We start from the raw sequence: 15,453 nt of genomic DNA, 5'->3' as shown, positions 1-15,453 counted from the left end.
CGAAGGTATGCTCTGCGTCGCCGCCACCATCCATGTCCGAATTGTATGTTCGTTGCCAATGCAAGCGCCATAGATAATCGTTCGCGACGGTTCGATCGGCTGAATCTCTGCGTGCTCGCGCTGCAGAGCGTTGCATGGGCCGGCATCCTGACGTGGCTGTCGCATGGTACGAGCCCCTTGCGCTGGGTGTCGCTCGTACCGTTCTGCCTGATCATGCAAGGTGTGTTTTCGATGATGCACGAAACATTCCACGGTTTCGGGCATCGGCGCGGGGAAATCAACTACTTGATGATGTGGTGGGCATCGACGATGTTCGGCGCCGCAGCAACGCTGATCCACGTGAATCATCTCGGTCACCACGTGCGGAATCGAACGCCTGCGGAGCGGGTGGACTTCGTCGAGCCGGACGTTTCGCTGTGGCGCAAGCGAATCGAATACTACGTGGCGATCGTCGGCGGCATTTGGTTGGCGAGTTTCGCGGGCAGCTTCGTCCTGGCCGTGCTTCCGAGTCGCATCCCGCATGGTTGGGCGAAGTACGGACACGACAACACGTATGCGGCTGCGTTCAGGGACTTCGACCAGGCCGACTTTCGACGAATTCGATACGAAACCCTCGCAGCCGTGGCCGCGTGGATTGCACTGGGTGCATTGCTGGACTGGCGCGTGCTCGACATCGCGATTGCCTACCTCGCATTCGCGTTTTCGTGGTCGTCGCTCCAATGGGTGTATCACATGCACACTCCGCTCGACGTTGTCGAGGGCACATACAACATGCGTGCCCCCGCACTGATCCGCTGGGCGTTCCTCAACTTCAACTACAACCTGACGCATCACCGGCATCCGAGCCTGCGCTGGCAGGAGCTTCATGCATGCTCCGACGCAGCGGAGACGCGACCGCTGTGGTACGGTTGGCTGCATGTGTTCGAGGCGCCCCGGCGTTTGCCCAGCGATCCGACACAGCTCGAAAAGACCTATTTCTGACGAGAGGACGCACGTGCGTGCACAGGATGCGTGGGCCACGTTTGGCGCGGCAGCAGAACCCTTCCGTCGCGCGTGGCTCAGCGCGCTCGATGCGCCGGGCGACGCGCAGGCGGCCTATCTGTCACGCTTGCTCGCCGCAAATCGGAACACGACGTTCGGCATTGCCAACGGGTTTGCCGATATCGCAGATCCGGCACAATTTCGCGAGCGCGTGCCGGTGGCCCCCTACGCCGGCATGTCCCGATGGATTGATCGTGCACTCAAGGAGTCCGCTCCGATCCTGACCGCGCAAGCGCCACGCTTCTTCGAGCGCACGAGCGGCGGCAGCGAGCAGCAAAAGCTCATTCCCTATACGCCGGCCTTTCTCGAAGAATTGCAGTTCGCGCTGATCGTCTGGCTCTCCGATCTGCATCGCGCCGTGCCCGGCGTCGCGGCCGGGCGCGCGTACTGGTCGATGTCACCTCCAATGCACGCGCGCGAACGCGCTCCCAACGGCATCATGATCGGATCGGACAGCGATCTCGAATACCTGGCCGACAGCCCGCTCGTCGATCTGCTGCCGACGCTCGTCGCACCATCGCTATCGGGTGACGGTCGCGCGTGGCGCAACGAAACGTTGCGCGCGCTGATCGCCGCTGATGATCTGGCCTTCATCAGCGTATGGAGCCCGACCTTCCTGACCAGTCTGCTTCGTCCGCTGTTCGACGAAGCCGAACCGCAACGCGGCGATACGCTCACCTTCCTGTTCGATTCGCTGCCGTCGAACCGTACGGCAGCGCTGCGGCGCGCACTCGACGATGGCCACTGCAGCCGGCTGTGGCCGCAGCTCGCGGCAGTGAGTTGCTGGATGGACGGTCCGAGCAAACACTACGCCGCACATGCCCGCACCTTGTTTCCGCAGGCCGCATGGCTTCCGAAAGGCTTGTTTTCCACCGAGGCGGTGGTCAGCCTGCCGTTCGGCGATATGGCCGGCTGTCCCCTCGCCGTCTGCAGCCACTTCCTGGAGTTCCTGCTCGACGATGGAACCGCGATAGGCGTGGAAGAACTGAAGCCGGGCGATACGGTCGAGGTCGTCGTGACGACCGGAGGCGGCCTGTACCGCTATCGGCTCGGCGATCGGGTCCGTGTGACCGGATATGCGGGACGAACGCCATGCGTGGCCTTCGTCGGGCGGGCTGGCACGCAAAGCGATCTGGTCGGTGAAAAGCTGGACGAAGCCTATCTGGCTGCGTCGCTTTCCGAGGTGCTGCAACCGGGCGATGAAGGTTGCGTGATTCCGTGCGCAGACGCGGATCCGCCCCATTACCTGCTGTTGCTTGCAAGCGGTACGCAGGACGTCGCCGCCCTGCGTGATGCGCTGGAACAGGCTCTCGCCCGCGCTTTTCACTACCGACACGCACGCACGGTCGGCCAGCTTGGCCCGTTGCGCGTGGTTCGTATACCCGGGGGTGCCGCCCAGCTGGCGGATCTCGTCCAGCGAGCCCACGAGCGTGCTGGCATCCGGGCTGGCGACGTCAAACCCCGCGCACTGGTGGCCAATCCCGCCGTGGCGGACGCACTCCGCGCATTCATCGAGGACGCGTGCTCATGTTGAACATATCGATCGCATCAACGTGCCCCCCGTGCGACGAATCCGAGCCGGACGCCGATGGCGAAGCCTTCGGCGCGCTCGTCGAGCAATGGTACGTCGCGGGCACCGAAGCCGAGGTCAAGCGGGACAAACCGTTCGGCACGCGCGTACTCGGCCTCGGCATCGTGCTATTCCGGGCGGCAGACGGCGAGATCGTCGCGCTCGTCGACCAATGCGTGCATCGCGGCACCCGGTTGTCGGCCGGGAATGTCATCGACGGCTGCCTCGTCTGTCCGTATCACGGCTGGCATTACGACCAGCACGGCCGCGTCACCCGAATTCCCAGCATCGACGGCGCAAGCGCCGAATCGACCGGTACGACCTACCCATATCGTCAGCGCAGGTTGCCGGTGCTGACTCGGCACGGCCTCGTCTGGGTCTATCGCGGGCGAGGTGATCCAGCGCTGAAGCGGCCGTTCGACATGCCGCACCACGGCGAACGGCCGTGGCAGTCGTACTACATGGTCAATACGTTCGATGGCGATCTCGGTGCGCTGGTCGAGAACTTCATGGACGTCCCGCATACGGTGTTCGTGCACGACCGGATCTTTCGCTCATCCACTGGGCGGCGACTACGGGCGACCGTCGAACTGAAGCAGCAGAGCGTCGAGGTCACGTATCACGATGATGGCGACAAGATCGGCATGCTGGACTGGCTGACCAATCCGTCCAGGGAACCGCTTCGGCATACCGATCATTTTTATGCACCGAACGTTACACGGTGCGACTATCACTGGGGTAGCCGTTCGAGTTTTCTGATCATCAGCCAGATCACGCCGCTCGACACGCGTCGATCGCGTGTCTATACATACATCGCCTATCGCTTTTCCTTGCCGGCTGCGGTGCTGCGCGCGCTGAAACCGCTGCTGCACCTCTACACGCATTCCGTGATCCAGCAAGACGTGCGAATCATGCGCGCGCACCGCGAGGGACTCGACAACGCCGCAGGCTTCACGCCGTCGAGCGTGCGCGCCGATGTGGTCCACATTGCGATCGGTCGGTTGTTGGCCGCGACGCAGCGTGGCGAGCCGTTGCCCGATGCGCAATGCGGCACGAAGCCGATGGAATTCGTGATCTGAGCGTCACCGGCGCGATCGGGCGAGGCGCCCGGCTCGACCGGCGCACCGCCCACGTGCCCCGTATTTCCGTTAGCCTCCCGTCTGGTCCTGGCTCGCGATCAGGCGTGCTCCGCATGCCAGCAAGTCGCCGTCGCATGCGGCGACTTGCCCGTCGAACCGGGCGTGACCCGACACCGTCGCAATGAAGGTCAGGCCGTGAATCTCGCAAATCGCGGGATCGTGCAAGCGTGCAATCGCGCGCCCGTTGATTCGCGAGTTCGGCGCCCCGGACACAACGCGTCCGCAGTGGCTGTGCACATCGCCTTCGATGATGTATCGCTTTTGACCCATGACGTGTCGATCCGGTCCGTCAGAAATCCCAGCTGAACGTCTGCGGATGCGCTTGCCGCGACGCGGCGTCCGACGGCGTCAGCATGACGATCGTGGCATGCAGCGGATCCCGCAGGTTGATCAGTGCGCTCGTCTTCCCGTCGCCATAACCCATCATCAGCGCCAGCGCGGTCTGGACCCAGATCGAGCTCGTTCCGGTGTCGCCGCCGATACGGCGTTGCATGTCGAATGCGTCTTTCGGATCGTCAATATCGATATGCTGCGGGTTGTCGTGCAGCGACTGCACCAGCAACGCGAGATTGGCGGTCGAAGAGCCGGTGTCGTAGAACATCCGTCCCGGCTGCTCGCCGGGCGCAAGCGTGCCCACTGCCTGCTGCCAGCCGGCGCGGATCTTTTCGATTCGCTCGCCCTTCTTCAACGGCGCCCCGTGCCCGTTGCTCAGATCGACTCGCACCGGCCGATGCAGATTGGCCAGGACCGGCCATTTGTCGTACTCCTTCAGTTGCCACGTCGTCCACGGAATCGGCATCCACGGGTTCGGCTTGAAGCCGTCCGGTATCTTCAGCGACGCGGTCTTCCAGAACTCGGGGAGCTTCGCCTGCCAATAATCCGCCGGCATCTCCTTTTCACCCTTCTTCCAGTAGGCTTTCTGAAGCTGCCAGAAATAATTCCACAGCTTGATCACGTCATATCGGGTCTGGGTGTTGTCGATTGCCTCTGGTGCGTCCACCACATATGGACGAATCAATCGGTCAACGCGATCCTTTCTCGTCACGAGCAACGCAACGTAACTGTCCGGATTCTTTGGTACGAAGTTTCCATCTTTTGTGGACAAACCCAGGTAATCGGCGCCCGGAGTACCCAAATAGGATCGCGTGTTGATTCCATCCTCAACCAGCAACACTACTGCCGGCAAGTCCGGCTCGCGGTCAAAAATATCAAACGCTCTAGAGACTACATCGTCCCCATACGCAGTATGTATTTCATCGAGTCTCGTATAAATTGTATTGCCAATCCCCGCCCCGTTATCCGCACTACTGATGTGGGTTGCCATCCGGCCCGCCTCCGGATCACTCTCGTTTCGGGGCGGCCCGGCCACTATCACGGGAATCGGCCAATAATCGACCCATCCACGCAATGTATAGCCGAAAACGTTGTTCTCGCGCTTATGTCCCGCAAAGCTTCGATCACTACTCGACCACGGATATTGTTTGGGATCTTGCAGGAGCAACGTTCCATTGGTTCCTGCCTCGTCCAGCCGCATCAATAGCGCACGCTGGCGAAACCGGTCAACGGCGACGCCAAAGCGTCGTATCTCCAATGTGAACCGTGCGTCCCGAGATCCGTCCCCGGCAACGACAGCTTCATTTACGCTCGAGGGACGAGCGGCAGCGGGCGTGTCTCGAGGCGGCGAGTCTCGACGCAACGAGGCACCATAGGCGATACTGACGCATGCCGCCAACAATAGCGGCGGCAAGATCAACAGCGACAAGCGTCGATACATTGCAATATTCCCTCCCAAAAATCCCTCCCTTCCAACAACAAACTCAAAGACTGCAATCCATAAGAGAGTCAGGATTGCGAGTGCGAGCAGAAATATTCGTGAAGCCGGTGGTCGCGTGACGTTTGTCGTAATCATGGCGCATCAATTTGTCAATGTACCGATCGTGCTTCTTTTGTATCTTCGCTATTTCGATCTTTCCTGGTTTCACTGACCACACCGTCAGGAAAATCCTTGGGCACGATATTTTCTTCCGGGAAAACTCCGCTTTCGTAATAGCTGCAATTGGCTTTTACTATTTCGGACGTTACGGGGTCGAGCTTTTTGCCGAGTTTTCTCTCGGCTTTTACTATATCGCTCTCCGGAAGTCTCCAATCGGCAATTGCCCGCAGGAGTTTTGCCCAGTCCGGATCGTCCAGCGCACGCGCCTGGCCTACCGATACATCGAACGCGGTCGCACAGCGGTGATTTCTACGACCGCTCATGACCGCCGAGTGATATGAGCTTTCTCCCTGATGATTATTCATCAGCCGAACCTTGGCTTCGTTGAGCGTCTCCTGCCGATAGACGACGATGTGCCCGGGCGACGGCGGTACCGTCGACACGACCCGGCCTACCTTGCACTGATCGTCTGGATCCTTGCCCGCATTCAACGACGCCTCGACCTCGGCGGTGGTCGGCAGCGTCCCATCCTCGCTCGTTGGCCATTCGATGGTTTGTGCGGGCAATGGCTGCAACGCACCTTCGCCACTGTTCGTGCTCAAGGCAATTTCCGCTTCGAGCTGGTCAATGGATTGTTTGCCGGGCGCATACTCGCCAGCATTATTTGCCGAAAGAGGCGTTACCTCCGTTCCAGGCAGCACATTGCCTTCCATTTCGGGATCGAACGGTGGCGTCAATGCTTCGCCATTGATATTGCGCTCGGTACCGACGCTTATCTGCGTCGATTTCACCCATGTCGTGAAGCCGCCGGGCAAGCCATGGGATGTTTCACCCTTTTCCCGCATCGTAAAGTTTCCGGGCGGCGTACCAACCTGAACCGGCTTGCCCTGCCGCAGACGCCGGGTAAAGACACGCTGCCGGAAAGCCGCCGACAGCAGATCGATTTTCTCAGGCTTGCTTCCCCGCTGCGCCGCACGCACGTGGATTGAGTCGGGCAAGCCCGAGCAACCCATGCCATTGACGCCGCGCAGACCGACGGTCGCATCCTCCGGGCTGAAGTACATATACACTTTGCCGCGATTGTCGCGCTCGGCGAACACGACGCATTCGTTGCCTTGCAACCCGCTCAGGCGCGTCGCCTGCACGGGATCCCACGTCGGGCCGACGATGCCGAAATTGTCCCGACCTGGCACGTACTTCAATTGATCGAGTGGTGGCGTCGAATATTTGCCGCTCGCCACAAACCCGGCCAGGTTTGCCAGGGTCTTTGCACGCGCGTAAGCCGTCTGCTGCTGGTCCCCGCGTTGCAGCAGCCGATCCATGAACTCCTCGCTCAAGCTGTAGGGCGAGTCGATCAGGACCAACGTGTCGGCAGGACGGTCAGCCGGGCCACATTGGTTGGGAATCAGCCCCTCGACGAGATAGGCCTGGGCGAGCAGCGATATCAGCGTGCCCTGACTGTGCGCAATGATGTTGACCGTCCCGTCCGGGTCGATAAGGCGGATTTGCCGCACCAATGCCGCGAGCCGCCGAGCTGCCAGCAACATGTAGTGCCGATTTTCCGCCTCGCGAAGCGGGTGCGTCGGGTCGCCCTGCATCCGGTCGAGAATTTTCGTCGTCATTCCCCCTTTGAAATTCGAGTCGAACATGTCGGGGATGTTGTTGGTCGCGTTGGCGAAGAATCCGCCGTTGCGCGCGCGGTGCTCATCGAGGCGGTTGCCGAACCGGTCGACGTACTGGCCGTTGACGGTTTCCTTATTGGGGTCCCGGGGCAAATCCTCCTTCCCGACGCGTAACCCCCAATAAAACGGAATCAACGGGCTCCTTGTCTCTTCGCTTTCCTGCCGACGATAGATGGCGTCGTCCATGTTCTTCATCATGTCGGCAACGCTCACCTGGCTCGGGTCGTTCGCCATGCGGCCGTGCGAGTACTCCGCGCCCTTGAAATCGGTGCGACCGAGGCGGTCGTTCAATCCATCGCACAGTCCGCCTTCGACCGTGCCGAAATCCGTTCCAAGGTCATTCACGCCATGGATCAGGATCGTCGTGCACGGGAAGCGATTTTGTACGTCGGTATTGACGAACGCATCCTGCGGCCGGTTGCAATTGAGAATCGCCTGATGTTCGCCGACGATCCGGGGCGACGAGGTTGTGGTATCGGACATGATCGCCTGCCTTAAACGTCGAAAACCTGAATGTGTGCAATGTGCATCGCGTCGCTCGATGCCAGCTCCGTCAACCCGTGTGCATCCGAGATCCCGTTAATGACCTGGCCATTGCGCAGCGTGATCTTGTATGGACGATTCGGCACGGGATGCATACCGTCGTCACCGTCGGTGCCGGGGTACCGCAAGCGGAACTTCTGATCGGCTCCTCCGCGATTGAACGCCGGCGGCGCAACGTGGTCCGTGTTCGGGCCGACGAAATCATGTCCCGCCGTGTGCGCGGTGAACGCACCGTCGGAACCGACCTCGACGCCGCCACCGACTTTCACGTAGCTTCCGTCTTCCGCGACGAGCCGGATCGACTTGCCCGAGATCAACACCTCGTCGCCGACCGACATGATCTGTATCCCCTTCTGAGCAGTCGCCGCGAGCGTGTCCTGTTGCGCCTGCAAGACAACGGGGCCCTCGCCGGCAATCGCACGGACGCCTTCTCCGCGCCCGAACAGGTGGATGCCCTGGCCCGCCGTCGTGATTACGCGCTGACCGCCGGCGAATTGCAGGTTCTGCCGCGCGATCTGATCGATGTTCTCGCCGGCGTAGGTCACGTAAGTCTTCGGGGTGATATTGAGCGCGCCCGCCTTTGCGCCGAATGCCATCAGCGCCTGAGAGTCGTCTGCGTCGGCGTTCGACGCACGATCGTCGCCTGAAGCGTGGCCGCCCGGCGTCCATCCCTTGAAGGCGGTCACGACAGCTTGCTGCCCCGTCGCATCGGTCGCCGTGCCGCCGTGCTGTCCGGCGTAATCTCCCAACGCCTTGAACAGCTCAGCGCATTCGCCGAGCAACTCGACGAGTTCATTGCGGTCAAGCTGTCCGCCGCTCGCCTGCGTACGCGCGTAAGTCGTCAGAAGCATCCCTTGCGCCGCGCGCAACGCAGCTGCCGCGTCCGTGCGCAATTCGGCGCCTTGGCCGCGGTCTGCACCCTGTCCGTTGTCGCGTGGTTGCGTCAGGTAGCCGAGATTCAACTGGCTATGCGCATGCTCCGATGCAAGCTGCGCGCTGATTTGCTGCGGTGTATCGTCGAGACGAAGCTGGTTGTAGCGTTGCCCCTTGATTTCCTTCGTCTTGATACCGGAGAGAAAGCGATTGCCCGGCAGACTGCCCGTATGAGTGAAACTCGCCGGCATGTTCGCGCCGTTTGCCAGCACGCCGATGATGACCAGCCTGTCCGGATCCCCGCCGAGGCTCCCGAGCAGAACTTCGGTGCCCACCCGCGGCAAGAAAGTCTCCCCGAAATTCGGCCCGGCCAGACTGGATGCCACGCGGATCGGTGCGCTGTCGCTCTCGTTGCTGTTCGTTCCGGCACCCTGCGCGTGCGCATGATCGCGGGAATCCTGACCGAGAATCTGCACGAACACGCAGCCATTCTCGTCGCAACTGACCTCCTCGCCCTCGGCCCCGACCACGCGCCCGGTAATCAACGGCGTCGGCGGAAGGTCGGTCTTGGGATCGTAAAGCGGCGTGAGAGGCGTGCCACGCGGCACGCACGAGAACGTATTTTCGTAGCGCGTATCCTGCCCGGACGGGTCGCCATCGCTCAGCGAGCGTGGCTGCTGAAGCGTGTGGCTGGCGGCGAACAGCGTCTGCGCACGCTCGTTCAACCCTTTGGGCAGATTGTTCCAGATCTCGTGGTGCAGTGACGTAATCACGAATTGCTGCTTGTCGGACGGGAGCGTGCCCCACTCGTCCTCTCCGGCGATCGTGATCCATGAGCCGACTGCGAGGTCGCGAATTCCGCTCACGCCGTCGTATCGAACCGCCTGCGCTTCATGAGCCAGAATGCGATCTTCCGTCATCCGTTCGTGGTCTGCCCACGAGTCCGCCATATGCGGGACGTCGATCACGAAGTCCGATAGCAATTTCGCGAGATCGTTACCCGATTCGCCTTGATCGATCCTTGTCGATGCGCTCGACTGGTCCACGCGGGCATATCGGTAGTCCCACGAAGGTCGCCCCGATTCCCCCGAAATCAGTTGCTGGCGCATCGTCAGAGCGGTGATGGTGTCGCGCTGTTCCGTTCCAGCGTCTCGTGGATGGACGCGCACTGTACCTGCGGCGGACTCGCTCAGTTTCTGAGGGTCATCGCAGAACACCAGCGTATGCACGGGAGGATCGCCGTCTTTCGCCTCCCCGCTCACCCGTCCGGCGCGCACGAACAGCGTGATGCCGTCGCGACGTGCAATCCGGGAGATGAAACGGGCATCAGATTCGTTGACCTGGCGTACGAAAGAGCGACTTGGATAGCGGGATCTGTCGAGTTGGGACAGGTCGAACTCGAACGCCTGCGCGAGGGCAACACTACGCTGTCGCCATTCGCTCAGGACGACTCCAAGTACATCGACAACGCTGACGTTACGGAAGATGCGGGAATTGGTGCGCTTTTGCAGCAGGTTCACCGCGTCGGTCACGGTGAACTGGTAAACCGTCAGCTCCCCGTCGGTCCGGCCGATCTGAACGGCGCTGACGATTGCGTTGATGGCATGCAGTTGGCCGCGATCCGTGACGATACCGACTGAGACCGGCGCACCAATGAAAAGCTTCGGAGGCAAATCGCCCTGCTGCGAAATGCAGGTCAGATAGCCGCTGATGCCGGTCATCATGCTTTCGCGGATGCTCGCGTGCTGCAACGCGATCTTCGACGCCAGCGCGTGCTGCGCCTTACCCCAATTCAGCACGACCGGCCGGCGATTCGCATCGATTCCCGATACGAATTTGCGGAACGACTCTCGGATATCCACGACGGTCTCTCAGTTTGATTCGTTATGACCCGCCGGATGTTGCTGTTCTAAATAGCTGGCGGCTGCGCGCGAGTTTACCAAAATGTGACACGGAAATAACAATCGGGGATGCCGACTAACAATTTTTCATGTTATTCGACGAAGAACACTATATTCCGCCGCTCTATCTGGACCGACGCGCAGTGCTCCGAACGTCGGATGTCTCCCGGGCCCCGCCCAAGGCGCGTACACGCTTCCATCGCTGTGTTCGTCTTGGCTAGACGGGCCGAAGTGAATGCTGATGCTATAAATGTGCATATAGCGTGCAATAAAAAGCAGTCGTGGAATCCGATATCACCGGCAGTTCCAGCGATTTCGCCTAATTCATGGCGTCATTGAGAGGACCGACGAGCATCGCTCCGATCGTCTCGGCGAAGCGATTCGCTCTCGCTTTGCACATCCACATCCATATGCAAACGCTCGCGGGGCTGGCCCATGTACACCGTAACATGATGAGCCGTTTGGCAGGCTCCGAGAGCGTACGGAAGTTCCTTGGAGACGCGCCTCGGATCATTCGGGCAGCAACCGATATTTCCGGCGACGTACAGAGCACGCTCTTCTGGTATCGCAATGCCCCGTTGCCAATCCGCAATGCCACAGCAACGATCTCCCGTCTCGAGACGCTGGGCGCCATTTAGGCGGAACTTCCCGTCAACCTCGAGCGGTAGCTATTGAATTGGGAAATTAATAGTTTGGTTCAAATACTGCAAAAAAGGGCCACCGTTTTTCCAGCCTACATCCCCTCCCATCAACATCCGCCCCCCAATAATCCTCCTTGACACCCTATCTTTCGATATATATCTTTAGATATGTTTTACGACATACAGGACACGATCATGCGACACAACTCCTCCCGCGGCCATGCCCGATGCGACGGTCATGGTGCGCATGCGGGCCCTGACTGGTACACCAGTGTCTGGCAACTGATCGGCCGCCATCGGCGCGGCCACGATCCGTTCGGCGGCGGCCCGTTCGGTGGCCGTGGCGGACGCGGCGGCTTTGGCGATTTCGGCGACGACGGCATGCCGCGCGGCCGCCAATTCAGCTCCGACGACCTCCAGCTGCTGCTGCTCGCGCTGGTCGCCGAGCAACCGAGCCACGGTTACGAACTCATCAAGGCGCTCGATACGCGCTCGAACGGCTTCTACAGCCCGAGCCCCGGCATGGTGTATCCGGCGCTCACGTATCTCGACGAAGTCGGTTTCGTCGCGTCGCAGGCGGAAGGCAACCGCAAGCGCTATGCGCTGACCGACGCCGGCCGCGCGCATCTCGACGCACAGCGCGAACGCGTCGACACCTTGTTCGCGCGCCTCACGCACCTCGCACGCAAGATGGAATTCATGCGCCGCGCGTTCGCCGGCGAAGCGGCGGGCAGCGAGGCACAGGACGACACGCAGCCCGGCTGGCTGCCGGAGTTCGTCGAGGCCCGCCTGGCACTGAAGCGGGCGCTGCTCCACAAGAGCGCGGCCGATGCCGACGAACAGCGGCGCATCGCGGCAATCATGCGCCGCGCGACGGCCGAAATCGAAGGCGGCACCGGCGCGTAACCCGCGCCGTCCCGTCAAAACCCAAGGAGTACGGATTGATGCAGAACCCCTCCGAACGCGCCGTCACGCGCGTGCGCCATACCCTCAAGTTCCGCCTGCTGCAGGTCGTGCGCGTGCACGCCGTGACGCCGCACCTGCTGCGCGTCACCCTCGGCGGCCCCGACCTCGCGGATTTCGAATCGTCGTCGTTCGACGATCACGTGAAGGTGTTCTTCCCGCCGCCCGGCGCCGAACGCCCCGCGATGCCGACGCTCGGCGCGAACGGCCCCGAGTTTCCCGAAGGCGAACCGAAGCCGGTCGCGCGCGATTTCACGCCGCGCCGTTTCGACCGCGCCGCCTGCGAACTCGATCTGGAATTCGTGCTGAACCATCCGGGCCCCGCATCGCAGTGGGCGGCACAGGCACGCGTCGGCCAATGGCTCGGCATCGGCGGCCCGCGCGGATCGTTCGTGGTCCCGATCGATTTCGACTGGCATCTGCTGATCGGCGACGATACGGCGCTGCCGGCGGTCGCGCGGCGTCTCGAGCAATTGCCGGCCGGCACACGCACGGCGGTCGTGCTGGAAGTCGCGGATCGCACCGCGCAGATCGCGTTCGATACGCGTGCCGACGTGCACGAAATCTGGCGCTTTCGCGACGAAGCCGACGCCGCGGACGGCGACCTGCTGCTGAACGCGGTGCGCGAGCTGCCGCTGCCGTCCTCCGGCGACGGTTACGTGTGGGCGGCAGGCGAAGCGCAAGCGATGCGCGCGGTGCGTCAGTACCTGACCGGCGAGTGCGGCGTCGACAAGTCGCGCATCCGCGCGGCGGCCTACTGGAAGCGCGGCGCGACGGCCGTGCACGAAACGCTGGAAGACTGACGCGGACGGGTGCCCGCGCACGGGCGGGCTTGGCATCGGCGGGGCGGCTGGTATATATCTATGTCTGCGACGCCGCTGTCGGGCGACAGCCGCCGCAGCCCGCCCAGGAGCGCCCGGTCATGACAAGAGAAAGCCACGCTTCGCCTTTCCTTCGCAATCTGAAGATCGCCGGTTATTGCGGCCTGGCGGTCGTCGTGCTCGCGCTGTTCGTCGCGATGTGCGCGATCCTGAAGGAAAGCGCGCTCGAACGTGACGCCGCGCAGCATCCGGGCGAGACGCCCGAACTGCATGAAGCGGGCGGCGGCCCGTCCGCTTCGGCGGAAGCAGCCAAGACGCCCGGTTGACGGCGTCCGGCCCGCACTTCTCCCGCGTAGTCCTGCCGCTCAGGGCGTGCGCTCGCGCCCCATCAGCACCGCGTGCACGACGTCGCCGATCCGTTCGAGCAGCTCGACCACGCGTTGTCCGTACAGGTGCGCGGCCAGCGCGCCGGCCGTGCCGACCAGCACGCCGCCGGCCATGTCGAACGGCCAGTGCACGCCCGCATACACACGTCCCCATGCAATCGCGACGGCCATCGCGGCCATCACGACGCCGGTCAGCCGCGTGGTACCAGCGAGCATCATGCCGACCGCGAGACTCCAGGCAAACGTCATGTGATCGCTTGGAAACGAGCTGTCCGGCGCATGCGGAATCAGTTGCGTGCCGATTCCGGCCATGAACGGCCGCGGCGAAAACCAGAAATGCCCGATCACCTGCGCGAGCGCCAGCGCCACACACGTGCCGACGCCGGCCTCGATCGCCTGGCGGCGCGTCGGGCGTTCGCCGAAGATCCAGGCCAGCAGCAGCATCGCGGGCAGCGCATAGACGAGCCAGTCGGCGGCGAAGATCGCGAGGTGGGCAACGCCGGGGTGCGGCGCGGCGCCGGCATTGAAGGCGGAAAACAGGGTGAGATTGAGGTTCTGCATGAATCCGGTTGCGTGGGATGTCGTGACGGGACCGGCGGTGCCGGTCGGATGCGAACGATGCTAGTGCTCACTCGCTTAAGCAGTGCTTAATGCGCCGGGCGACCGGTGACCAGGACCGAGGCCCGCGCGCGAACGCACTTAGAGCCTGTACTGCAACACAAGTTCACACAATTGTCACATTCCCGCGCGACTGTCTCCCGTAAAAGCTCACCGACTATCCCGTAAAGGCTCACCTTTTTCACATCGTGGCGTCACCGGCCCGTGCGAGTATCGGACCGCTCACGCGCGCCATGCCGTTTGCACCGTTCGTCTCAATATTTGCGTCGCAAATCATTCGAAATCGGCAACAATTAATTCCATATGCGGCATCGCACAACGGCAACGCACAGGCATAGGATTACGAGCTTACGAGCACTCATCCACGAAGCGATCAACAACAAGGAGTCCGCATGAAACCCAGCGATGTCCGATCGAAAGCGTTTGCGATGCCGTTGACCAGCCCGGCCTTTCCGATGGGCCCGTACCGTTTCGTCGATCGTGAGTTTCTGATCATCACGTACCGCACCGATCCGGACCGTCTGCGTGAAATCGTGCCCGAGCCGTTGCAGGTCAAGGAGCCGCTCGTCCATTACGAATTCATTCGCATGGCCGATTCGACCGGCTTCGGCGACTACACGGAAAGCGGCCAGGTGATCCCCGTCGAGTACAACGGCCAGGCCGGCGGCTACACGCTCGCGATGTATCTCGACGATCACCCGCCGATCGCCGGCGGCCGCGAGCTGTGGGGTTTCCCGAAAAAACTCGCGTCGCCCACGCTGCACGTGAACACCGACCACATCCTGGGCACGCTCGACTACGGCAAGGTGCGCGTCGCGACCGGCACGATGGGCTACAAGCACAAGGAACTCGACATCGACGAGCAGACGAAGCGCCTCGCCGGCCCGAACTTCCTGCTGAAGATCATCCCGCACGTCGACGGCACCGCGCGCGTATGCGAACTGGTGCGCTACTACATGCAGGACATCAGGATGAAGGGCGCGTGGACTGGCCCCGCGTCGCTCGAACTGGCACCGCACGCGCTCGCGCCGGTGGCCGACCTGCCGGTGCTCGAGATCGTCGAAGCGCGCCACCTCGTCGCGGATTTGACACTCGGCCTCGGCGAAGTCGTCTACGATTACCTGGCTCAGTAACACGTCCGCAGTCCTTTCTCCCTGTCAATCCTTTCACCACGGGAATTCGAAATGAGCAACCTGAATGGCAAGACCGCAGTCGTCACGGGCGCCGCAAGCGGCATCGGCAAGGAAATCGCGCTGGAGCTCGCGAAAGCGGGCGCGGCCGTGGCGATCGCCGACCTGAACCAGGACGGCGCAAACGCGGTTGCCGACGAGATCGTCAAGGC

Annotated in this window: 13 protein-coding genes; 8 read left to right on the top strand and 5 right to left on the bottom strand. The window is 62.1% G+C overall.

What is annotated here, in order from left to right:
• The first annotated feature begins 45 nt into the window (after positions 1-45).
• From DIE12_RS32735 to DIE12_RS32725, 3 genes are read left to right on the top strand one after another with little or no spacing between them, the layout of a single operon-like run.
• The gene (locus tag DIE12_RS32735; protein ID WP_044846489.1) at positions 46-981 is read left to right on the top strand and encodes a fatty acid desaturase; all 936 of its coding nucleotides are present in this window, start codon (positions 46-48) and stop codon (positions 979-981) included.
• Positions 982-994: 13 nt separating this feature from the next.
• Entirely contained in the window at positions 995-2,575 is a 1,581-nt protein-coding gene (locus DIE12_RS32730) for a GH3 auxin-responsive promoter family protein (RefSeq protein ID WP_124488990.1), read from the top strand.
• A complete protein-coding gene (locus DIE12_RS32725; RefSeq protein ID WP_124488989.1) occupies positions 2,569-3,690 on the top strand; it encodes an aromatic ring-hydroxylating dioxygenase subunit alpha in 1,122 nt (373 codons plus the stop codon). Before DIE12_RS32730 ends, DIE12_RS32725 begins: the two co-directional genes overlap by 7 nt.
• A 69-nt stretch (positions 3,691-3,759) precedes the next feature.
• Here DIE12_RS32725 and DIE12_RS32720 read toward each other — a convergent pair whose 3' ends face one another.
• From DIE12_RS32720 to DIE12_RS32705, 4 genes are all read right to left on the bottom strand, one after another.
• Entirely contained in the window at positions 3,760-4,020 is a 261-nt protein-coding gene (locus DIE12_RS32720; RefSeq protein WP_124488988.1) for a PAAR domain-containing protein, read from the bottom strand.
• 19 nt (positions 4,021-4,039) lie between these two features.
• A complete protein-coding gene (locus tag DIE12_RS32715; RefSeq protein ID WP_260427348.1) occupies positions 4,040-5,524 on the bottom strand; it encodes a DUF2875 family protein in 1,485 nt (494 codons plus the stop codon).
• Between the two features lie 149 nt (positions 5,525-5,673).
• Entirely contained in the window at positions 5,674-7,848 is a 2,175-nt protein-coding gene (locus DIE12_RS32710; protein WP_124488986.1) for a DUF3274 domain-containing protein, read from the bottom strand.
• 11 nt (positions 7,849-7,859) lie between these two features.
• Positions 7,860-10,643: a type VI secretion system Vgr family protein gene (locus DIE12_RS32705; protein ID WP_124488985.1), complete on the bottom strand. Its 2,784-nt coding sequence runs from the start codon at positions 10,641-10,643 to the stop codon at positions 7,860-7,862.
• A gap of 875 nt (positions 10,644-11,518) precedes the next feature.
• On the opposite strand from DIE12_RS32705, the gene DIE12_RS32695 reads away from it, so the two are divergent.
• The 3 genes from DIE12_RS32695 to DIE12_RS32685 all read left to right on the top strand — a co-directional run bounded on the left by DIE12_RS32695 (position 11,519) and on the right by DIE12_RS32685 (position 13,433).
• Positions 11,519-12,229, top strand: coding sequence for a PadR family transcriptional regulator (locus DIE12_RS32695; RefSeq protein ID WP_044846504.1), 711 nt, complete (start codon positions 11,519-11,521; stop codon positions 12,227-12,229).
• A gap of 38 nt (positions 12,230-12,267) precedes the next feature.
• Complete coding sequence (locus DIE12_RS32690) at positions 12,268-13,089, top strand: siderophore-interacting protein (RefSeq protein WP_185500428.1); 822 nt, start codon at positions 12,268-12,270, stop codon at positions 13,087-13,089.
• A gap of 119 nt (positions 13,090-13,208) precedes the next feature.
• Complete coding sequence (locus DIE12_RS32685) at positions 13,209-13,433, top strand: hypothetical protein (RefSeq protein ID WP_124488982.1); 225 nt, start codon at positions 13,209-13,211, stop codon at positions 13,431-13,433.
• A gap of 39 nt (positions 13,434-13,472) precedes the next feature.
• On the opposite strand, the gene DIE12_RS32680 is transcribed toward DIE12_RS32685, so the two are convergent.
• On the bottom strand, positions 13,473-14,054 hold the full coding sequence (locus DIE12_RS32680; RefSeq protein WP_124488981.1) for an undecaprenyl-diphosphatase: 582 nt from the start codon (positions 14,052-14,054) through the stop codon (positions 13,473-13,475).
• Between the two features lie 449 nt (positions 14,055-14,503).
• On the opposite strand from DIE12_RS32680, the gene DIE12_RS32675 reads away from it, so the two are divergent.
• A complete protein-coding gene (locus DIE12_RS32675; protein WP_124488980.1) occupies positions 14,504-15,244 on the top strand; it encodes an acetoacetate decarboxylase in 741 nt (246 codons plus the stop codon).
• 51 nt (positions 15,245-15,295) lie between these two features.
• Positions 15,296-15,453, top strand: a 158-nt coding sequence (locus DIE12_RS32670; RefSeq protein ID WP_124523396.1) for an SDR family NAD(P)-dependent oxidoreductase, incomplete at its 3' end; no start/stop codon positions are given.

Origin of the sequence: Burkholderia sp. Bp9015, from assembly GCF_003853505.1 — a bacterium.
Taxonomy (GTDB): Bacteria; Pseudomonadota; Gammaproteobacteria; order Burkholderiales; family Burkholderiaceae; genus Burkholderia.
Note: the sequence above shows the minus strand (reverse complement) of the source record. Positions and strands in the feature narration are given on the sequence as shown.